General features: G+C 69.1%; 21 protein-coding genes. 9 read left to right on the top strand and 12 right to left on the bottom strand.

Annotated features, from left to right (window positions below; all coding sequences use genetic code 11):
• Nucleotides 1–53: 53 nt before the first annotated feature.
• On the bottom strand, nucleotides 54–869 hold the full coding sequence (locus tag ACFOSH_RS16530) for an NBR1-Ig-like domain-containing protein (RefSeq protein WP_378239792.1): 816 nt from the start codon (nucleotides 867–869) through the stop codon (nucleotides 54–56).
• Nucleotides 870–986: 117 nt separating this feature from the next.
• Here ACFOSH_RS16530 and ACFOSH_RS16525 point away from each other — a divergent pair, with 117 nt between their 5' ends.
• Nucleotides 987–1,688, top strand: coding sequence for a Pr6Pr family membrane protein (locus ACFOSH_RS16525; RefSeq protein WP_378239791.1), 702 nt, complete (start codon nucleotides 987–989; stop codon nucleotides 1,686–1,688).
• Here ACFOSH_RS16525 and ACFOSH_RS16520 read toward each other — a convergent pair.
• Nucleotides 1,632–2,861, bottom strand: coding sequence for an NADH:flavin oxidoreductase/NADH oxidase family protein (locus ACFOSH_RS16520; RefSeq protein ID WP_378239790.1), 1,230 nt, complete (start codon nucleotides 2,859–2,861; stop codon nucleotides 1,632–1,634). The two genes, ACFOSH_RS16525 and ACFOSH_RS16520, sit on opposite strands and share 57 nt — an antisense overlap.
• Before the next feature lie 73 nt (nucleotides 2,862–2,934).
• On the bottom strand, nucleotides 2,935–3,309 hold the full coding sequence (locus tag ACFOSH_RS16515; protein WP_378239789.1) for a YybH family protein: 375 nt from the start codon (nucleotides 3,307–3,309) through the stop codon (nucleotides 2,935–2,937).
• Between ACFOSH_RS16515 and ACFOSH_RS16510 the strand changes: the two genes are divergently transcribed.
• Complete coding sequence (locus ACFOSH_RS16510) at nucleotides 3,301–3,711, top strand: winged helix-turn-helix transcriptional regulator (protein WP_378239788.1); 411 nt, start codon at nucleotides 3,301–3,303, stop codon at nucleotides 3,709–3,711. The genes ACFOSH_RS16515 and ACFOSH_RS16510 overlap by 9 nt on opposite strands.
• On the opposite strand, the gene ACFOSH_RS16505 is transcribed toward ACFOSH_RS16510, so the two are convergent.
• Nucleotides 3,691–4,167: a DUF309 domain-containing protein gene (locus tag ACFOSH_RS16505; RefSeq protein ID WP_378239786.1), complete on the bottom strand. Its 477-nt coding sequence runs from the start codon at nucleotides 4,165–4,167 to the stop codon at nucleotides 3,691–3,693. The two genes, ACFOSH_RS16510 and ACFOSH_RS16505, sit on opposite strands and share 21 nt — an antisense overlap.
• A 35-nt stretch (nucleotides 4,168–4,202) precedes the next feature.
• Here ACFOSH_RS16505 and guaB1 point away from each other — a divergent pair, with 35 nt between their 5' ends.
• Together guaB1 and ACFOSH_RS16495 are read left to right on the top strand one after the other, a co-directional pair.
• Entirely contained in the window at nucleotides 4,203–5,642 is a 1,440-nt protein-coding gene (gene guaB1, locus ACFOSH_RS16500) for a GMP reductase (protein ID WP_378239785.1), read from the top strand.
• 32 nt (nucleotides 5,643–5,674) lie between these two features.
• Nucleotides 5,675–6,706, top strand: coding sequence for a glycosyltransferase family 2 protein (locus ACFOSH_RS16495; protein WP_378239784.1), 1,032 nt, complete (start codon nucleotides 5,675–5,677; stop codon nucleotides 6,704–6,706).
• 28 nt (nucleotides 6,707–6,734) lie between these two features.
• Here the strand turns inward: ACFOSH_RS16495 and ACFOSH_RS16490 are convergent, their stop codons facing one another.
• Entirely contained in the window at nucleotides 6,735–8,021 is a 1,287-nt protein-coding gene (locus ACFOSH_RS16490) for a PhoH family protein (protein ID WP_378239967.1), read from the bottom strand.
• A 727-nt stretch (nucleotides 8,022–8,748) separates the two neighbouring features.
• On the opposite strand from ACFOSH_RS16490, the gene ACFOSH_RS16485 reads away from it, so the two are divergent.
• Nucleotides 8,749–8,997, top strand: a complete 249-nt coding sequence (locus ACFOSH_RS16485; protein WP_378239783.1) for a hypothetical protein — start codon at nucleotides 8,749–8,751, stop codon at nucleotides 8,995–8,997.
• A 62-nt stretch (nucleotides 8,998–9,059) separates the two neighbouring features.
• On the opposite strand, the gene ACFOSH_RS16480 is transcribed toward ACFOSH_RS16485, so the two are convergent.
• The gene (locus tag ACFOSH_RS16480) at nucleotides 9,060–9,836 is read right to left on the bottom strand and encodes an isoprenyl transferase (RefSeq protein WP_378239782.1); all 777 of its coding nucleotides are present in this window, start codon (nucleotides 9,834–9,836) and stop codon (nucleotides 9,060–9,062) included.
• A gap of 131 nt (nucleotides 9,837–9,967) precedes the next feature.
• Here ACFOSH_RS16480 and trhA point away from each other — a divergent pair, with 131 nt between their 5' ends.
• Nucleotides 9,968–10,609 (top strand): PAQR family membrane homeostasis protein TrhA, encoded by a 642-nt coding sequence (gene trhA, locus ACFOSH_RS16475; RefSeq protein WP_449224188.1) that lies wholly within the window; start codon nucleotides 9,968–9,970, stop codon nucleotides 10,607–10,609.
• Nucleotides 10,610–10,616: 7 nt separating this feature from the next.
• On the opposite strand, the gene ACFOSH_RS16470 is transcribed toward trhA, so the two are convergent.
• Both ACFOSH_RS16470 and ACFOSH_RS16465 read right to left on the bottom strand, forming a co-directional pair.
• Nucleotides 10,617–11,042: a cytotoxic translational repressor of toxin-antitoxin stability system gene (locus ACFOSH_RS16470; protein ID WP_378239779.1), complete on the bottom strand. Its 426-nt coding sequence runs from the start codon at nucleotides 11,040–11,042 to the stop codon at nucleotides 10,617–10,619.
• A complete protein-coding gene (locus tag ACFOSH_RS16465) occupies nucleotides 11,039–11,455 on the bottom strand; it encodes a prevent-host-death protein (RefSeq protein WP_378239777.1) in 417 nt (138 codons plus the stop codon). The genes ACFOSH_RS16470 and ACFOSH_RS16465 overlap by 4 nt, the downstream gene beginning before the upstream one ends.
• Before the next feature lie 177 nt (nucleotides 11,456–11,632).
• On the opposite strand from ACFOSH_RS16465, the gene ACFOSH_RS16460 reads away from it, so the two are divergent.
• Both ACFOSH_RS16460 and ACFOSH_RS16455 read left to right on the top strand, forming a co-directional pair.
• The gene (locus ACFOSH_RS16460; protein ID WP_378239776.1) at nucleotides 11,633–12,004 is read left to right on the top strand and encodes a pyridoxamine 5'-phosphate oxidase family protein; all 372 of its coding nucleotides are present in this window, start codon (nucleotides 11,633–11,635) and stop codon (nucleotides 12,002–12,004) included.
• A 38-nt stretch (nucleotides 12,005–12,042) separates the two neighbouring features.
• Nucleotides 12,043–12,789 carry a potassium channel family protein gene (locus tag ACFOSH_RS16455; protein WP_378239775.1) on the top strand — a complete coding sequence of 249 codons (747 nt, stop codon included), beginning with the start codon at nucleotides 12,043–12,045 and terminating at the stop codon, nucleotides 12,787–12,789.
• Here ACFOSH_RS16455 and ACFOSH_RS16450 read toward each other — a convergent pair.
• The 3 genes from ACFOSH_RS16450 to ACFOSH_RS16440 all read right to left on the bottom strand — a co-directional run bounded on the left by ACFOSH_RS16450 (nucleotide 12,746) and on the right by ACFOSH_RS16440 (nucleotide 16,690).
• Complete coding sequence (locus ACFOSH_RS16450; protein ID WP_378239774.1) at nucleotides 12,746–14,632, bottom strand: acyl-CoA dehydrogenase family protein; 1,887 nt, start codon at nucleotides 14,630–14,632, stop codon at nucleotides 12,746–12,748. The genes ACFOSH_RS16455 and ACFOSH_RS16450 overlap by 44 nt on opposite strands.
• A 66-nt stretch (nucleotides 14,633–14,698) precedes the next feature.
• Nucleotides 14,699–16,060: a glycoside hydrolase family 28 protein gene (locus ACFOSH_RS16445; protein ID WP_378239773.1), complete on the bottom strand. Its 1,362-nt coding sequence runs from the start codon at nucleotides 16,058–16,060 to the stop codon at nucleotides 14,699–14,701.
• Between the two features lie 69 nt (nucleotides 16,061–16,129).
• Entirely contained in the window at nucleotides 16,130–16,690 is a 561-nt protein-coding gene (locus ACFOSH_RS16440; RefSeq protein ID WP_378239966.1) for a hypothetical protein, read from the bottom strand.
• Nucleotides 16,691–16,873: 183 nt separating this feature from the next.
• On the opposite strand from ACFOSH_RS16440, the gene ACFOSH_RS16435 reads away from it, so the two are divergent.
• A complete protein-coding gene (locus tag ACFOSH_RS16435; RefSeq protein WP_378239771.1) occupies nucleotides 16,874–17,374 on the top strand; it encodes a hypothetical protein in 501 nt (166 codons plus the stop codon).
• On the opposite strand, the gene ACFOSH_RS16430 is transcribed toward ACFOSH_RS16435, so the two are convergent.
• Entirely contained in the window at nucleotides 17,355–19,373 is a 2,019-nt protein-coding gene (locus ACFOSH_RS16430; protein WP_378239770.1) for a thioredoxin domain-containing protein, read from the bottom strand. The two genes, ACFOSH_RS16435 and ACFOSH_RS16430, sit on opposite strands and share 20 nt — an antisense overlap.
• Nucleotides 19,374–19,375: the final 2 nt, after the last annotated feature.

Below are 19,375 nucleotides of genomic sequence, written 5' to 3'. Positions count from 1 at the left end.
GCCGAGGGAACAATGTCCACGCAGGTCAGCGCTTTGACCACCGGGCCGGAAGGTCAAAGAACGCGGACCGAGAAGAACACGGCACGCGTGTTCGGCAGCAGGATGTGGCCCTGCTCGTCGGCCATCTTCCAATACACCTGGCAGTGCCCTGGCCGGTCGGGCGCGCGGACCTCGACGGAGACGCGCACGTGTTCACCGGGCGCGGTCTGCGGGACGGGCACGCGTTCGGGCGTGCCGCATTCGCCGGGATCGCCGAACGAACCGGCGCGGACCAGATAGCGGCCGACCCATCCGACCGTTCCCGCGTTCCGGAACTCCCACGTCTTCACGAAGGTCGATCCGGCCGCGACCTCGCTGCCGTCGGGCACTGTCACGTCGGAGACGAACTCCGACGCGTCGCCTGCCGGAGCGGAGGGGTCGGTACCGAACGGGGCGGCGAAGACGAACACCAGCGCCGCGACGAGCACGAGCGCCACGGCTCCCGCGAGGACGAACGCCGTCCGGCGTGTGCGTTCCGGAGCCGGTTCGGGCGCCGCACCGGCGGCCGGCGCGTCCCGCGCGCGCTCCCATTCAGCTCGCCACTCGTGGCGGACCTCGTCCTCGTCACCGCCGAGCACCCCGGCGGCCAGCACTCGAACGAACTCCCAGGACGTCTCCCAGCTGGGCAGACGCTCTCCGCGAGCGGCGGCCGAAAGCGCCGATTTGGAAGCGAGCGCGCCGTATTCGTCGCGCATCCGGTCGTAGGACGGGTCACCGGCGGCGCGTTTCAGCTCCCAAAGCCGTCGCGCGAACTCGGCGACGGGCCCGCTGTCCTCCGCCGGCCCCCGCGCGACCCGCCCGCGGCGTCCGGGCCTCCGCTCGACGTCCATCGCTGCCCACGATATGACCCGGTGGCCGGGAAGTCCCGGCGGCGTCCCGCCCCCGATCGAGTGGCGGGGCCCGGTGGTGACGGGACGTCCCGGTGTGATCACCCATAAAGTAGGCGGATGCAGGCTTCCAAGATCGCGCGCGCCTGGTTCGGCGCGACCGCGCTGGTGGTGATCGCCGGCCTCGCCGCCCAGATCCCCGTCTCGGCGGGCACCGAGGGCGGCGCCTTCCAGACCCCTGCCGGACGGGTGGCCAACCTGCTGGCCTTCTTCACCATCGACTCGAACATCTTGGTCGGCATCGGCAGCCTGGCGCTCGCACTCGGTGTCGCGGGCCGCTCGACGCTGTTCGGCGTGCTGCGGCTCACCGGCCTCGCCGGGATCACCGTGACCGGCGTCGTCTTCCAGGTCGCGCTCGCCGACCTCTACGAACTGCACGGCTGGGCCGTTTTCGCCGACACGATGCTGCACAAGGTGTCGCCCCTGATGTGCGTCGCGGGCTGGCTGCTGTTCGGACCGCGAGGGCAGCTGTCGTGGCGGATCCTGTCGTGGTCGCTGCTGTACCCGCTGGGCTGGCTCGCGGTCACCCTGGCGCGCGGCGCGATCATCGGCTTCTACCCGTATCCGTTCGTCGATCCGGGCATCAACGGCTACGGCGGCGTCGCGTTCAACTGCGTGCTGATCGGCGTGCTGTTCATCGGCCTCGCGGCGGCCGCGGTCGGCTTCGACCGCACCTTCAACCGCCGCGATGACACCGACGACTACTTAGCCCCGGACCCGGCGGAAGGCGTTGAGCGGATCCGCGACACCGGCGCGTACTAGCGCCCGCACCGCGCCGAGCCGCCGGTCGACCGGTTTCCCGGCGGCCACGCGGTGCATCTGCTGGGTGTGCCACTGGATCTCGAGCAGGCTGTCGGCCAGCCGGATGCCGGTCTTCGGGGCCGTGCGCCGGGCGGGGACGTCCTCGCCGCCCAGCAGACGGCCGGGCAGCGCCGGATCGACGACCAGGGGCCTGCCGAGACCGATGACGTCGAGCGCGCCGGAGCGCAGCGCGTCCGCCATCCCCGCCGGGCTGGTGAAACCACCGGTGACCATCAGCGCGACATCGGTGACCTGACGCGCCTTCGCGGCGTAGTCGAGGAAGTAGGCCTCGCGGCTCACGGTGCCGGCCTTGCCGGAGCCCATCATGGCGGCCTTCTCGTAGGTGCCGCCGGAGACTTCCAGCAGGTCGATGCCCGCTTCGCCCAGTTCGCGGACGACTTCGAGCGATTCCTCCTCGCTGAAGCCGCCGCGCTGGAAGTCCGCGCTGTTGAGCTTGACCGCGATCGGCACGGCGTCGCCGACCTCGGCGCGCACACGGGCGACGACTTCGAGCAGGAAGCGGCGCCGCCTCAGCGCGTCCCCGCCCCAGCCGTCGGTGCGCTGGTTGGTCAGCGGCGAAAGGAACTGCGAGACGAGGTAGCCGTGCGCGCCGTGGATCTGGACACCGGCGAATCCGGCGTCGACGACGGTCCGCGCGGCCACGCCGAACCGGTCGATGATCGCCTCGATCTCGTCGCCGGTCAGCGCCCGGGGCGTCGCGAACACCGAACGGATGCCGCGGTCGCCGAACGGCACCGCCGAAGGCGCGACAGGCTGACGGGACAGGAAACGCGGGCTCTGACGACCGGGGTGATTGAGCTGGACCCACAACCGGGTCTCGGTCCCGTCCGCCGACCGCGCCCACTGCTTGAACTCGGTCGCGTCCGGTTCGCGGGGCACAGCGACGTTGCGCGGCTCGCCGAGCGCGGTCGGATCGACCATCACGTTGCCGGTGATCAGCGTCCCGGCGCCCCCCTCTGACCACGTCCGGAACAGCCGCGCCAGTTCGGGCGTCGGCCGGTTGCGACGGTCGCCGAGCTGCTCGCTCAGCGCGGCCTTGGCCAGCCGGTTCGGCAGGATCGCGCCACACCGCAGTTTCAGCGGTTCCGCCAGCAATTCCTTGGGCTCGCCCATCCGCGCTTCTCCCGCCGTTACCTACTGAGCAGTATTCCTACTCGAAGTAACATACTCGCGGTATGTCGAGTACTCAAGGTGTGGCGATGCCGAAGGGATTGTCGATCACGTAGCGCCAGAGCCCGTCCTCGCCGCGCCTCGCGACGTCGGTGGCCGTCGCCGCGAGATGGCCCTCGATGACCCAGTCGACGATCAACAAGGCCAGGTCACCGGCTACGCGCACCTGCCGTGGCGTGACCTTGACGGGCCGCCCGAGCGCGAGGATCCGGCCGTTCGCGGCCCGGCGTTCCGCGCCGCTCACCTGCACGCCGTCCCGGCGGACGAACACGGCGCCCGGTTCGTAGACCGTGTCGAGGATTCCGGCCGATCCGGTGTTGAAGGCGGCCTGGAAGACGAAGGGATGCTCGGCGGGGTCCGCCGTCAAAGGCACACTGGAGGAATGCGTCATGCGGACAGCGAAACCGACCGCGAAGCAGGTCACCAAACGGAAACCTTCGACGGCGAACTCGTGCCGGACGCCCGCGGCCGCACCCGGCGACCGGAGCCGGACTGCCCCGTCGAGGTCGCGCTCGCCGCGATCTCGGGCCGCTGGGCGACACTGGTGCTCCGGGAGTTGATGGGCGGAGCGCGGTCCTTCAGCGAACTTCGCGCGGCATTGCCCGGCCTGTCCGCGAAGGTGCTGACCGAACGCCTCGGCGACCTCACCGCGCGACGCCTCGCCATCCGTGAGGAACTGCCCGGCTTCCCCAGCCGGACCAGCTATCGGCTCACCGAGGCAGGACGCTCGCTGCGACCGCTGCTGATCGAGCTGTACCGGTCGGGCTCGGCGCTACAGGGTCTGGCCCAGTAGACGAGGCGCGACCGGCTCCACCCGCGCCCGCACCTTCACCTCTTCGGCCATCTTCCGCGCCCAGGCCTGCAGCCCCGGGATGTCGATCCCGTGCGGCCGGGCCTCGCGGAACGGCTCGATGTTGTCCGCGCCGCGCTCCAGCAACGACGCGGCGCCGTTCCCGTTCCCCCTGGCCGCGTGCGTCAGGCCCACGGCGAGTTGCGCCAGGCCGCGCCACAGCTCCCGCTCCGGCCCGTCCGTCGCCTTCCAGGCGTCCTCGAACACCTCGTGCGCGTGAAACGGACGGCCCGCGTCGAGCAGGCGCTGGGCCTCGGCGATGCTGTCCTCAGGGCGGCGTTCGATGCCCTCGGGCTGCCGTTCGACCCCGTCGACGCCGTACGGGAGCGGCCTGCCGAGTCCGTCTCGCGGGCGCGCGTTGCGGGCTCGTCCGGCTTCGTCACGGTCCCGGTCGGTCATGCCGACATTGTCCCACGCGGGTATCCTGGGGCCTCGTGCGCTTTCTCGACGGGCACCGGCCCGCTCACGACCTGACCTACGACGACGTGTTCCTCTTGCCGAACCGTTCGGACGTGGAGTCCCGCTTCGATGTCGACCTGTCCACTGTGGACGGCACCGGCGCGACGATCCCGATCGTGGTGGCCAACATGACGGCCGTCGCGGGCCGCCGGATGGCCGAGACGGTCGCCCGGCGCGGCGGGCTCGTCGTCCTTCCGCAGGACGTCGACGTGGCCGCGGTCGCCGACATCGTCACCTGGATCAAGAGCCGTCACACCGTGTGGGACACCCCGCTCGTGCTGACCGGCGGGGACGCGGTGGCCGACGCGCTGAACCTGGTCGGCAAACGCGCCCACGGCGCCGTCGTCGTGGTGGACGAGGACGGCAAGCCCGTCGGCATCGTGGACGAAGCGGCCTGCGCCGGCGTCGACCGCTTCGCGCGGCTCGCCGACGTCGCGGAACCCGCGCTCGTCACGGTCCCGTTGGACACCCCGCCGCGCGAGGTGTTCGAGCGCCTGCACGCCCACGGCGGCGGTCTCGCGCTCGGCATCGACGAAAACGGCAGGCTCGCGGGCGTCCTGACCGAGATCGCGGCGCTGCGCGCGGAGATCTACGCCCCGGCCGTCGACGACGGCGGGAACCTGCGCGTCGCCGCCGCGATCGGTGTGAACGGCGATGTCGCGGCGAAGGCCGAGGCTGTCTTGGCGGCGGGCGTCGACGTGCTGGTCGTCGACACCGCGCACGGCCACCAGGAGAAGATGATCTCCGCGCTCAAGGCCGTCCGGTCGGTGCACCCGCGGGTCCCGGTGGTCGCCGGGAACGTGGTCACCGCGGAGGGCACGCGCGACCTGATCCACGCGGGCGCGGACGTCGTCAAGGTCGGCGTCGGCCCCGGCGCCATGTGCACCACGCGGATGATGACCGGCGTCGGCCGCCCGCAGTTCTCCGCCGTCGCCGAATGCGCCGCCGCGGCCCGTGAGCTGGGCAAGCACGTCTGGGCGGACGGCGGCGTGCGGCATCCGCGCGACGTCGCGCTGGCACTGGCCGCGGGCGCGTCCGCGGCCATGGTCGGCTCGTGGTTCGCCGGCACCCACGAATCCCCCGGCGACCTGCGCTACGACGAGCAGGGCAGGCCGTACAAGGAGTCGTTCGGCATGGCGTCGAAACGCGCCGTCGGCGCCCGCACGCGCACGGACAACGTCTTCGAACGCGCCAAGAAGGGCCTGTTCGAGGAGGGCATCTCGGCGTCGCGGATGGCGCTGGACCCGGCCCGGCCCGGCGTCGAAGACCTGCTCGACTCCATCGGCTCCGGTGTCCGGTCGGCCTGCACGTACGCGGGCGCGCGGACGCTGGAGGAATTCCACGAGCGGGCGCTGCTCGGCATCCAGTCCGCCGCGGGCTTCGCGGAAGGGCGCCCGCTGCCGTCGGGCTGGTGATCCTTCGCCCTCGAAGCACTAGGGTGCACCGGGTGAAGCGCCTCAGACGAACCGTGGCGGCGGCAGTGGACCGCCGCCACGAGGACAGCGACGAGCTCGCCGAACTGCGTTCCGTGGTCGCGGCCCAGGCCGCGGAGCTGGAGCGGTTGCGCGCGGTTCTGGAACACCACAACGCCTGGCTCGAGGACCACGGCCGCGCGTTGCGGGACGGCGACGCGCGCATCACCACCGTCGAAGCCAAGCAGGAGGCCCTCGGCTCGCGGCAGGAAGCGCTCGATGGCTGGCTCGAAAGCCACGACACCGCCTTCGAGGGTCTTCATCTCCGGGCGGGGCAACTCGAAGCCGCTCGCGCCGTCCAGACCTTCACCCAGTGGCTCGAACAGCTGGAACTCGCGGCCACTCCGAAGATCTCCGTCGTCCTGCCGACGCACGACCGCGCCACGTTGTTGCCGCGCGCGATCGAATCGGTCAGGGCACAGCGGTATCAGAACTGGGAACTGGTGATCGTCGACGACGACAGTTCGGACTCCACACCCAAGGTGCTCGCGGCCCTCGACGACCCGCGTATCCGCACGATCCGCGTGGCGCACAACAGGGTCAGCGCCGCACGCAACGCGGCCCTCGCCGAAGCGACCGGCGACGTCGTCGCCTACCTCGACGACGACAACACCATGCATCCCTTGTGGCTCAAGGCTTTGGCCTGGGCTTTCGGCGAGCACCCGGAGATCACCGCCGCGTACGGCGGATACGTCATCGATGACGTCGAAGGGCTGCCGCGACTGCTGTTCAAGCCGTACAGCCGCGAAGCCCTGCTGACGGAGAACCTCGCCGACACCGGCGCCGTCGCCCATCGCGCAGGTCTCGCCGAAGCCCGCTTCGACGAGTCATTGGTCGAAATGGACGACTGGGATCTCCTGCTGGGCCTCACCGTCGGCCAAGACCCGTTCGTCGTCCCGGCGATCTCCTGTTTCTATTCCACGGCGGCGCCGAACCGCCTTTCCCACGGCCCTACCCACGACGCCGATCTCGCCGCGGTGCGAAGGAAGCACGGGGAGTCCCCTTAGGACTGTCCCAAGAGGACTCCCCGATCGGCTATCCGTGGTCCTCCAGCATCTCGGTGACGAGCGCCGCGATCGGCGAGCGCTCGGACCGGGTCAGCGTGACATGCGCGAACAGCGGATGACCCTTGAGCTTCTCGATCACCGCGGAAACGCCGTCGTGCCGCCCGACCCGCAGGTTGTCGCGCTGCGCGACGTCATGCGTGAGCACGACCCGTGAGGCCGTGCCGAGCCGCGAAAGCACGGTCAGGAGCACATTGCGCTCCAAGGACTGCGCCTCGTCGACGATGACGAACGTGTCGTGCAGCGACCGGCCGCGGATGTGGGTCAGCGGGAGCACCTCGAGCATGCCGCGGTCGAAGACCTCGTCGAGGACGTCCTGACTGACCAGCCCGCCGAGGGTGTCGAACACCGCCTGCGCCCACGGCTGCATCTTCTCGCTCTCGGAACCGGGCAGGTAGCCCAGTTCCTGGCCACCGACCGCGTACACCGGCCGGAACACCACGACCTTGCGATGCTGGCGGCGTTCCATCACCGATTCCAGCCCCGCGCAGAGCGCCAGCGCCGACTTACCGGTCCCGGCGCGGCCGCCCAGCGAGACGATGCCGACGTCGGAGTCCAGCAGGAGATCCAGCGCCACCCGCTGCTCGGCCGACCGGCCGTGCAGCCCGAAAGCCTCCTTGTCGCCGCGCACGAGCCGGATCCGCTTGTCCGCGGTGACCCGGCCCAACGCGCTGGAGCTGCCCGCGAGCAGCCTCAGCCCGGTGTGACAGGGCAGTTCACCGACCTCGGGCATCCCGAACTCCGCCGGATCCGCGGAAGCCCCGCTGAACAGCGCGTCGACCAGGGTCTGCGGGACGTCCACGTCCGCCATCCCCGTCCAGCCCGAAGGCGTCACCTCCTGCGCGCGGTACTCGTCGGCTTCGAGACCGACGGCGCCCGCCTTGACGCGCAGGGGGATGTCCTTCGTCACCAGCGTGACCGACACGCGTTCCGCCGCCAGATTGAGCGCACAGGCGAGGATGCGGTGGTCGTTGGAGTCGGTGCGGAAGCCGACCGGGAGCACCGTGGGATCGGAGTGGTTCAACTCCACCTGCAGGGTGCCGCCGTGCTCACCGATCGGGATCGGCGCGTCGAGCCTGCCGTGCTGACGACGCAGGTCGTCGAGCATGCGAAGCGCTTCGCGCGCGAACCACCCCAGTTCGGGGTGGTGACGTTTCGCCTCCAGTTCACTGATGACGACCAGCGGGAGCACGACCGCGTGTTCGGCGAAACGAGTCACCGACCAGGGGTCAGAGAGCAGGACCGACGTGTCGAGCACGTAAGTGGACCGCTGGGATTCGGGCGAGATCGAGGCTTTCTCCGGGCCAGAGGCACCGGTCGAAGAACGGCCAGAGGCCTTGCGGGGTGAACGCTGCGCAGTCACGACGGCATCTCCCTCGTGGGCGTGGCACCACGCCCGCACTCGCTGGGCCGGGCACTTCCCTGGCTGACCGCTCCTTCTGACGCTTACCGCGTCAGCCGGCACGACCGCGAGGGCCGGGTGCCGGCCCCCTCGTGCATCCACTGGGCGGCTGTGCCGCCCTGTCGACAACCGCCACGACCAGGGCCTCCCGTGAGAGTCCGCATGGGACGCGAACCCTCACTTTCGGAAGGTACCTGCGTCCGGCCGATCGCGCAGGCAGCCACCACGGTGATTCGCCAAACCGTCATCTCACTGTCGGTCGCGTGACATCAACACCTGGTCACCATCACCGTGTGTAGTGATGATCACCATTCAGGGACGCTCGTCGATGTGACCCGGATGGATTAACGCGACAGAGGGCGTTCACCTGATGGGATCGAGGGTTCTACCACGCTTGGTAGCGGGTCGCATTTTGTGCCCGAGACAGAGAACCGGACCGAGTGAAATGAACCTTTTTCGGCTCACACAATGGGCTTACGAGACGGTCACAGAGCCCGAATAGCGAGTAATTTTCTCACTGCGGGACACCCCCACCGGATTCGGTGCCCCCGACCCCCTGAATATCTCTACTTAGGAGTGCGAAGTGCTGAAGAAGGCTGGTTTCGTTTCCGCCGTCGCCGCGGGCATCATGATGGTCGGCGGGACCGCGTTCGCCGCCACCGGCGACACCACCGGCACCCCGGACCCGACGTTCGGCGACGCCTACAACACGTTCATCGAGGGCGGTGGCGCGCTGGGTTACGGTGCTGCCTCGCTGGTCGCCGGTGCCTACACGGGTGTCGTGCTGACCCCGTCGCTGCTGGCCCACTCGCTGGAGCACCACCACGGCTGATCGTCGGTGTGGATGTTCGAAGGCCCCGGAAGTGCACTCCGGGGCCTTCGTCCTGTCCAGGGTCAGGAACCGAAGCGCCGGTGCCGCCACGCGTAATCACGCATGGCCCGGAGAAAATCGACCCGGCGGAATGCGGGCCAATAAGCTTCGGTGAACCAGAATTCCGAATGCGCCGATTGCCAGAGCAGAAATCCGGAAAGTCGCTGCTCACCCGAGGTGCGGATAATCAGATCCGGATCCGGCTGGCCCGAGGTGTACATATGTTCGGAGATGTGGTCGACGTCCAGGATCTTCGCGAGCTCGCGGATCGAGGTGCCCTCGTCGGCGTGCTGGAGCAGCAGTTTGCGGACCGCGTCGGCGATCTCCTGACGCCCTCCGTAACCGACCGCGATGTTGACCTCCATCCCGGAGCGCCCCTCAGTGCGCTCCGCGGCCGCGCTGAGGGCCTTCGCGACCTCCGGCGGCAGCAGGTCAAGGGCTCCCACGATGCGGAGCCGCCAGGGCGTGTGCGGCGCGGCGAGTTCGTCGGTCACGTCGGTGATGATCTTCAGCAGCGGGCTCAGTTCCTCGGCCGCACGACCGAGGTTGTCCGTCGAGAGCAGCCACATGGTGACGACTTCGACGTCGGCCTCGTTGCACCAGCTCAGGAAATCCGCGATCTTCTTGGCGCCGGCACGGTGGCCGTCGGCGACGTCGGTGAAGCCCGCTTCGCGCGCCCAGCGGCGGTTCCCGTCCAGCATGATGGCGATATGGCGTGGATGGCGCCCCTTGGCCTGCTGGATCAGGCGCCTGCCGTAGGCGCTGTACACGACGTCTGACAAGAAGGACCGAAGACTCACGCCAGAGGACACTAGTCACCTTGTAGGCCCCAGTGGGACGCGCCACGGACACTGGCAAAAAACCTACGGTGCCGTAACCTGGGAGAGTGAGCGTAGAGACCGAACCCCAGCCGTCCGGCCCCACGCCCTTGGTGGACACACGTCCTCGCCTGCGGGGCCACCTTCACTTCTGGTCCTTCTTCGGCGCTGTCGCCGGAGCCGCGGCCCTGATCAGCCTCGCGGCGTCCACTGTGTCGCCTATAGCCGCTTTGGCCACTTCGGTCTACGGCTTGACCGTGCTGGGCGTCTTCGGCGTCAGCGCTCTCTATCACCGTCGCTTGTGGAGCCCACGAGCATACGAATGGATGAAGCGCGCCGACCATTCGATGATCTTCCTGTTCATCGCCGGCACTTACACGCCGTTCACCCTTCTGGCGATGCCCCAGCCGACCGGGTACATCGTGCTGGCGATCGTGTGGGGCGGCGCGGTCGGCGGCGTCACCCTGAAGATGCTGTGGCCGAACGCGCCACGCTGGCTGGGCGTGCCGATCTACATCGCGCTGGGCTGGGTCGCCGTCTTCATCCTGCCCGAGCTGGGCGCGCACGCCGGTATCGCGGCCCTCGTCCTGCTCTGCGTGGGCGGCCTGTTCTACACGATGGGCGCGGTGTTCTACGCCGTCAAGTGGCCGAACCACTTCCCGGAGACCTTCGGGTACCACGAGTACTTCCACGCCTGCACGGTGCTGGCCGCGATTTCGCACTACATCGCGATCTGGCTGGCCATGTACGCCTAGCCGCGGCTCAGGTGTCCTCGGTCCAGAATTGCTGAAGCCTCGCGATGGCCTCGGCTTTGGTCATGGCCGCGACCTCGGATTCGGTGAGACCGACCCGCGACAGCAGCATGTGCACCAGGTCGGCCGGGAGAGCTTCAGCCTGCGGTACGGGTACTCCGCGATCAGGCTTGACGCCGTCCTGCACGCACGACCAGAAGCACGGCTCATCGACGTCGAGCTGGTCGCGAAGGATGTGCTTCCAGATGCTCTTCCCGTAACCCGTCCGATCCACCGGATGCGAGACCCGGGTTCGCAGGATGCGGCCGTCCACGAGACCGAGTTCGTAGGTGACGTGATGCGTACCGGTCCGGCCGCGGGCATCGCGAACCCTGCGCCACTCCTCGACCTGACAGAACGACTCGTGATCCTTACGGGTGGGCTGTGGCCAATTCACCGCGCGGTACCCGCCAGCCAATCGCGTAATTGATCGTCGTCGCTCAGGCTGATCAGCTGAACCAGGCCCCAGTTGTCACGGTGATTCGGCGCGTCCAGCAACCGCACTTGCCAGTCCTCCGCGTACTCACGCAGCGCGTCGACCATCTCGGTCAGCGCCTCGTCGAAAGTGGCTCCGTCCGCGGCCACCGGCAGGCCGGGGATGAACACCGACCAGCCGCCGTCCTCGGCGACAACCTGGGCAGATGCCGGCAAGAGCGACGCGAGGAAGTACCGCAGACGCTCGACATCCACGACGGCGGCCTGAACCGAATCGCGCCGGACCGTGGCAACGCGACCCTTTTCCGCCGCATCCAGCAGATCCTTCAGATGCGCGCGAGCTTCGGTATAGCTGTCGTAGTGGAGAGCGGACACAGAGGCCTCCCGATCAAGTCGTGACCAGTCTGCCGAAGTACGTCACGTACGTCAAGTACGCGACGTACTCGACAGACACTCACGACCACGGTGACCTGGACGGACACACGCGTGTTCCCTCTGGCACAAGAAAGTGCCTTCTTCCGCGCCCCCGCCACCAGAGCCATGATCGCCACCATGGCCAAGAACCCAACGCCCCGCACCCTCGACGAAGCGGCCCTCAGCGACTTCCTCGCCGAGCACACCTTCGGCGCCCTCGCGACCCTCAAACGCGACGGCCGCCCACACCTCTCCACCGTCGTCTACACCTGGGACCCCGAGACCCGCGAGATCCGGATCAGCACGACCGAAGACCGCCTCAAGGTCAAGCAGCTCCGCAACAACCCCACCGCTTCGCTCTACGTCTCCAGCGCCGACCACTGGAAATTCGCGGTCGCGGAAGGAAAAGCGGAACTCTCCGAAGTCACGCGAACACCCGATGACGGCGACAGGCTCTACATCACCCTCAGGGCCGAGAAACTCTATGGAACAGCCCTCGACATCGCTTAACGTACGCACCTGGAAAAGGCCAGGTGAGGAGACACCCGATGTGGGAAAAGCGGATGGAGTGGCCGCTCAACGCCGCCGCCGTACTGTTCCTGGCCGCGTACGCCTGGCCGATCCTCCAGCCCTCGCTCGGGCAGACAGGCCGGGTCTGGTGCGAGGTCGTCACCTGGCTCTCCTGGGCGGTCTTCGCCCTGGACTACGGCGTCCGCCTCAAGCACGCGGAGGACAAACGGGCGTTCCTGAAGAGCAACGTCTTCGACCTGCTGATCATCGTGCTCCCGCTGATCCGGCAGCTGCGGCTGCTCCGGCTGGTCACGGTGCTCAACGTCCTCAACCGCAACGCCGGCCTGTCGCTGCGCGGCCGCGTCGTGGTCTACACGGTGGGCGCGACGGCGCTCATCGTGTTCTGTTCGGCGCTCGCCGTGCTCGACGCCGAACGGGCCACGCCGGACGCGCCGATCACCGATTTCCCGGACGCGGTGTGGTGGTCCATCACGACGATCACCACGGTCGGCTACGGCGACCGCTATCCCGTCAGCGGCGCCGGCCGCGTCGTCGCGGTCGGGCTGATGGTGGCCGGGATCGCCCTGCTCGGTGTCGTCACCGCGACGCTGGCGTCGTGGCTGATCCGCCGGGTGACCGAGGCCGACGAGAGCGCGCAGGCCGTCACCCGCGAGCATCTCGACGAGCTGACCCGCGAGGTCAAGGCGTTGCGGGCCGAGCTCGCCGAGCAGCGTGCCGGGCTCAGTCCTGAAGCATCGGAGCCGCTAGGTACTGCTCGGGGATAGCGAAGGCGTCCACGAGCGTCCGCGCGTGCGGGCGCAGGTCGGCGCACAACGCGTTCACCGCGGCGGTGACGGCCTTCGAGCGCCCGGAGGTCAGGCGCCCGTGTTCGAGGAACCAGCCGCGGTCCGCCTCGATGTTCGCGAGCGCGTAGAGGTCGCAGACCCGCTCCAACAGCTCACGTGCATCCGCGTCGGCGCAGCGCTCGATGGCGTTGATGAACGCTTCCAGCACCACCCGGTCGACATGCACGCGGCCGGCGCGCAGCACGTGGTCCTGCGCGTCGTTGAAGACGCCGAAGGGATCCGATGCGGCCTTACGCAGACGCTGCGCGACACCGCCGAGTACGTGCTCTTCGCGGTCTTCGAACAGCTTCAGGTGCCATTCGCGCGAGTACAGCACGTCGCTGTCGTCGGCGTCGGTGAGCCGCTCGACGACCTTGCGCGCGGACGTCCGTTCGATCACGGCCTCGACGAACTGCTCCGCCACGAACCGCGCGGTCGCGAGCGGGCTGAGATCCTCGAAATGGTCCTTGTAGCTGGTCAGCAGGCCTTTCGCGACCAGTTGCAGCAGAACGGTGTTGTCACCCTCGAAGGTGGTGAAGACGTCCGTGTCGGCCTTCAGCCCGGCGAGCAGGTTCTCCGACAGGTAGCCGGAACCGCCGCACGCCTCACGGGCGGTCTGGATGGTCGCCGTCGCGTGCCAGGTCGAGACGGCCTTGATCCCGGCCGCACGCGATTCCAGCTCTCGCTGTTCTTCCTCCGGGTCGTCCTCGGCGATGTCGTTGAGAGTCGCGACGAGCGCTTCCTGCGCGAAGTGCAGCGCGTACGACGTCGCCAGCGCGGGCAGCAGTTTCCGCTGGTGGGCGCGATAGTCGAGGATCACGACCTCGTCGCCGTCCGGCCGCGCGAACTGCCGCCGCCGCTCGCCGTACCGGACGGCCAGGGCCAGCGCGCGTTTCGTCGCGCTGCCGGCACTGCCCGCGACGCTGACCCGGCCGCGGATGAGCGTGCCGAGCATCGTGAAGAACCGGCGGCCGTCGCTTTCGATCGGGCTCGTGTACGTCCCGTCCTCGGCGACGTCACCGAACCGGTTGAGCAACGCTTCGCGCGGAACCCGCACCTGGGTGAACGTGAGCCGCCCGTTGTCGACGCCGTTGAGGCCCGCCTTGCGGCCGCAGTCCTCGATCTCGACGCCGCTCACGTTCTCGCCGCGGATCGGCACCAGGAACGCGTGCACGCCGCGCGATTCGCCACCGGTGATCAGCTGCGCGAACACGACCGCGAGTTCACCGTCGCGGGCGGCGTTGCCGATGTACTCCTTCGTCGCGCCCCGGTCCGGCGTGTGCACGACGAACTCGCGCGTGGCCGGGTCGTAGGTCGCGGTGGTGCGCAGGTGCTGGACGTCCGAGCCGTGGCCGTGCTCGGTCATCGCGAAGCAGCCCAGGAGGTCCAGGTCCTTGATCTCGCGCAGGTAGCGCTCGTGATGGCGTTCGGTGCCGAGCAGCTGCACAGCGCCGCCGAACAGACCCCATTGGACACCGGCCTTGACCATCAGCGAGAGGTCGCCGAACCCCAGCATCTCGAACGACATCACCGACCCGCCGACATCGCCGCCACCGCCGTGCGCCGGGTCGAAGCCGAGCCCCGGGCGGTCGGTGCGCGCGAGCAGGCGCAGCCATTCGAGGACCTGGGCGCGGTGTGCTTCGACGTCGAGGTCGACGGGGTCCTTGAAGTCTTCCGCCGCCATCTGCGCGCGCACCGCCCGGCGTAGCCCGGCCCACCGTCCATCGAGGACGGTGGTCAGCGCGTCCGGGTCGATCTTCGCGGGAAGTCCTGGTGTGTCCACGATTCCTCCGATGCGGTGCGGTCTGTGCTCAGCCTGCCGCACCGCATCGGGGAGCGCAGGACTTCCCTAAACCGGCTCGCCGTTGACAGTCGTGTTCTCGAACCTCAGGTCGTCGATGTTCTTCAGGACGTTTTCCCTGGTCGCGACGCCGTCGAAGCGGCAATCACGCACCCGCAGGCCCCGAACGTGTGAGTTGGGCAACCCGCGGACGTCGAACGCCGCCCGGCCGCATTTCGTGCTCGCCGAGTCGCTGATGGTGAACGGCCCGAACCGGGGGACGTCCGTGCCGGTCTGGCCGTTGTAGTCCGGCAGGACGTACACGATCGAGCGGGCGAACGTGCCGGAGACGCTGTCGAGGTTGACGTTCTCGGTGTACCCGCCGCGCAAGGTGTTCGACTTGACGTACAGCGCGTATTTCGTCTCGCCGGTGACGGTGAGGTTGTACGCGTAGACGTCGCTGATGCCGCCGGTCTGCTCACTGCCGCAGGTGATCGCGCCCCAGTTGCCGTCCATCACGCAGTTCGCGACGACGATGTTCCGGCAGGGCACGCCGATCCGGCGGCCGTCGGCGTCCCGGCCCGCTTTGAGCGCGATGTTGTCGTCGTGCGCGCCGAGATGGGAGTTCACGATCACGACGTGGTCGCAGGACTCGGGGTCGCAGGCGTCGGTGTTGGAGTGGGCGGTGCTCGCGTCCGTGCGGACTCCGTCGATCGTGACGTTCCGGCACAGCGTGGGGTGCAGTTGCCAGAACACCGGGTTCTTCAGCGCCACGCCCTGGATGAGCACGGTGTCGCACGAATACGGCTCGACGAACGTCGATCGCATGGCGTGCCCGGAGCCGGGAATGATCCGCTTCTCGGGCGGGATTCCCTTGGCCACCAGCGATTCCAGGTACTCGCGGTCCTTGCCCTTGTTCCAGGAAGCCGTATCGGCCGCGTCGAGCGTGCCCGGCCCGGTCACCGCGATGTTGGATTCCTGGTACGCGTAGATCATCGGCGACCGGTTGACGCATTCGATGCCCTCGTAGCGGGTGAGCACGTTCGGGAACTTCGAGGCGTCGGAACCGAATTTGAGCACCGCGCCCGCGGTGAGATGCAGGTCCACGTCGCTCTTGAGGTACACCGCACCGGTGACGAAGGTGCCCTTCGGCACGACGACATGCCCGCCGCCCCGCGCGTTGGCCGTCTCGATCGCTTTCTTGATCGCGGCCGTGTTGTCGGTCTTCCCGTCGCCCTTGGCACCGAAATCGAGGACGGAGAACGTCCGGTCCGGGAAGACCGGACGTTTCGTCCGCGCGACGATGTCGTCGGCCTCGGGCCAGGGAAGTTTCAGGGCCGGGGCCGCCGAGGCGGTGGACGCGAGCAAGGGGCTCGCGGCCACCACTAGACCGCCCTTGATCAGCCAACGCCGGGAGAATCTGCCGTCCATGACGCCTTCTTTCGCAAGAGGACTTCGGTGAAGACGGCGGAATCCCGACTCTAGGGGCGGACCCCGGCTTCAGGAAAGGTCCGGTCCCTGTGAGCGGAGATCGTCGACCTTGGTCATCGCCTCCCGGAGCTCGGCGAGCCAGCTGTCCGCGTGCTCCCCGACCAGCCGGACCGCCCAGGCCAGCGCCTCCGACCGCGAACGGGCGACTCCGGCGTCGACGAGGGTGTCGAGGACCAGGCGCTCGGGCTGCCGCAGCCTGGTCATGACCGGCGCCGAGTGCGTGGTGAACAGGTGCCTCGTGCCGCCGAGGCTCGCGCCCCAGGCGACCTTGCGCTGATACCGGTGCTCGGCCTGGCGCGCGATCTCGATCCGCTCGTCGCGGGTCTCCTCTCGGAACCGGCTGATCCGGCCGTCCTCGGCCGCCGCACGAGCGGCGTCGTCGGCGTATGCGCCACTGAGCGGCTGGAGCTCGCCGACGATGACGATCTCTTCGCGATCCACCGTGACCACGGGGTCCCCGGTGAACCAGCCCTCCGGGAGCCGTCCGCCGAACCACGCCGCCGCGTCGTCCGCCGAAGGGATCTCCGCCTGCTGCCAGCCGCCCTTGCCCTTCCAGCCACCGCGTCCCATATGTCTCGCCGTCCTGAAGTAGGTGTGCATGCTCGCCTCCGCGATTACATGATTACAACGCTACCGACGCTACGCGCGCAACGGCCGACATTCAGCCGTGTTCTCCCCCGGCGAAACCCGAGGCAACCTGATGACCTGCGCGAACGTGTCTCCTTCGGCAGCACCTGGGGAAAGGGGCACAACATGCTGAAGAAGGCCATGATCGGCGCTCTTGTATTCGGAGCGGCTCAACTGGCGGTGATCGCGCCCGCCTCGGCGGCCACCGATCCGTCGTGGGGCCTCGCGCCGAGCGAGGTCGAACCCGGCGGCCAGATCTACGCCGAGACCAGGGCCGCGGCGGGCGGCTGCACCCCGAAGGGCCCGGTGACCTCGCCGGGTCTGGCCGAGCCGGTCACGTGGACCATCGGCGGGAACTTCGGGAAGTACGGCGGCTACGGGCGCGCGGTGAAGACGCCGGGCAAGTACGTCGCGACCCTCACCTGCACCGACGGACGCGAGTCGACCCGGCCGTTCACGGTGATCGGTGTCCCGCCGGCCACCACCACGAAACCGGGCAAGCCGACCACCTCGACGAAGCCGCCGAAGTCCACGACGGCCAAGCCGAAGCCACAGGTCGCGGTGAAGCCGGTCGGAGCACCGCAGACCGGCGGCGGCGCCTTCGGCCCTATGGCGTGGGACTGGTGAGCTGAGCGCGCAGGTCCGCCGCGGTGGTGACCGGCCGCTCGCACACGTACCCACGGCACACGTACGCGGCAGCGCCGCCCTCGACCAGCGGGCGGTCGGCGAGCAGCGGCACGCCCTCGGCGTCGGGAGTCCCGCTCACGACGACCGCACCGTCCGGCAGCGACGCGACGGCCGCGGCCAGCAGGTCCGCGCGCGAGGCGGCGTCCGGCCCGACGACGGCCACCTGGACCGGGCCGGCAGCGGCGGCTTCGGCGACCGTGAGCCAGTGCCCGGCGAACCGCGGCGCGTGGGCGGCGAGCCGTCCCGCCCGCGCCAGCGCCTGCTCGGCCGCCTCGCGGTAGCGGCCCACCTGATCGTGCCCGGCCAGCACGGACGCGGTCAGCAACGCGTTCGCCAGCGCCGAAGCCCCCGACGGGCTCGCGTTGTCGGTCGGGTCGGAGGGCCGCTGCACCAGGACTTCGGCGTCATCGGCCGTGTCGTAATAGGCGCCCGGCGAGTCCGGGATGCCGAAATGGGCCAACGCGAGGTCCAGCAGGGTGATCGCGTCGGCGAGCCACCGCGGCTCCCCGGTCGCCTGGTGGAGTTCGAGGAGCCCTTCGGCGAGGCATGAGTAGTCCTCCAGCACCCCGGCCGTCGTGCCGACGACGCCGTCGCGTGAGGTCCGGCGCAGCCGTCCGTCCACGAAATGGGTGTCCATCAGGAAAGCCGCGGCACGAGCGGCCGCATTGATCCACTTTGGATGATCAAGCCGCGAGCCCGCCTTGGCGAGCGCGCCGATCGCGAGCCCGTTCCAGGCCGCGATGACCTTGTCGTCACGGGCGGGCTGGGGGCGTCCGTCACGTGTGACCAGAAGGGCACGGCGGACTCGCTCGTAACGCGTTTCGTCCTCTGGGTGCGGCTCACGCAGCCGCAGAGTCGACGCGCCGTGCTCGAAGTTGCCCCGCTCGGTCACCTGGAACAGCTCGGCCGCCCAAGCGCCGTCTTCCTCGCCGAGCACTTCGACGAGCTGCGCGGGAGTCCAGACATAGGTGAGACCTTCGACGCCGTCAGTGTCCGCGTCGAGCGAAGCGGCGAAGCCACCTTCGGCCGTGCCGAGATCGCGAAGGAGGAATTCCGCGGTCTCCTCGACCGTCCGCCGCGCGTAATCGAAGCCGGTCGCGCCGTGGAACTGGGCGTAGAAACGCAGGAGCAGGCCGTTGTCGTACAACATCTTCTCGAAATGCGGCACTTCCCACCGCGCGTCGACCGAGTAGCGCGCGAAACCACCGGCGAGCTGGTCGTTGAGCCCGCCGAGCGCCATCGCTTCGGCGGTGTGCCCGACCGAAGAGAGATCCGATCCGGTGCGCTCGTGGTGACGGAGCAGGAAGTTCAACGCCATCGTCGGCGGGAACTTCGGCGCTCCCCCGAATCCGCCGCTCTCGGCGTCGTACTCCTTGCCCAGCGACGCGACCGCGGCTTCCAGCGCGGCACCATCCACAACGGACTCGGGCAGCGGCCCGCTCTTCTCCGTGAGGTGCGCGATGATCTGCCGAGCGCCGGAACGCAGCTCGTCCGGACGCTCACCCCAGGCCTCGGCGACCGCGACGAGCAGCTGCGAGAACGACGGCATCCCCGGCCGCGGCGACGGCGGGTAGTAAGTGCCGCAATGGAACGGCTCGCCCTCCGGCGTGAGGAAACACGTCATCGGCCAGCCGCCCTGACCGGTCATCGCCTGCGTGGCCGCCATGTACACCGAGTCGATGTCCGGGCGCTCCTCGCGGTCCACCTTGATGTTGACGAAGTTCGCGTTCATCAGCGTCGCGGTGGCTTCGTCCTCGAAGGACTCGTGCGCCATGACGTGGCACCAGTGGCAGGCCGCGTAGCCGACCGAAAGCAGGATCGGCACGTTCCGCCGTTTCGCCTCGGCCAGCGCCTCCTCGCCCCAGGGCCACCAGTCCACCGGGTTCTCGGCGTGCTGCAGCAGGTACGGACTGGTCGCGGCCTTCAGGCGGTTCGACATGA

Origin of the sequence: Amycolatopsis speibonae, from assembly GCF_042647925.1 — a bacterium.
GTDB lineage: Bacteria > Actinomycetota > Actinomycetes > Mycobacteriales > Pseudonocardiaceae > Amycolatopsis > Amycolatopsis speibonae.
Note: the sequence above shows the minus strand (reverse complement) of the source record. Positions and strands in the feature narration are given on the sequence as shown.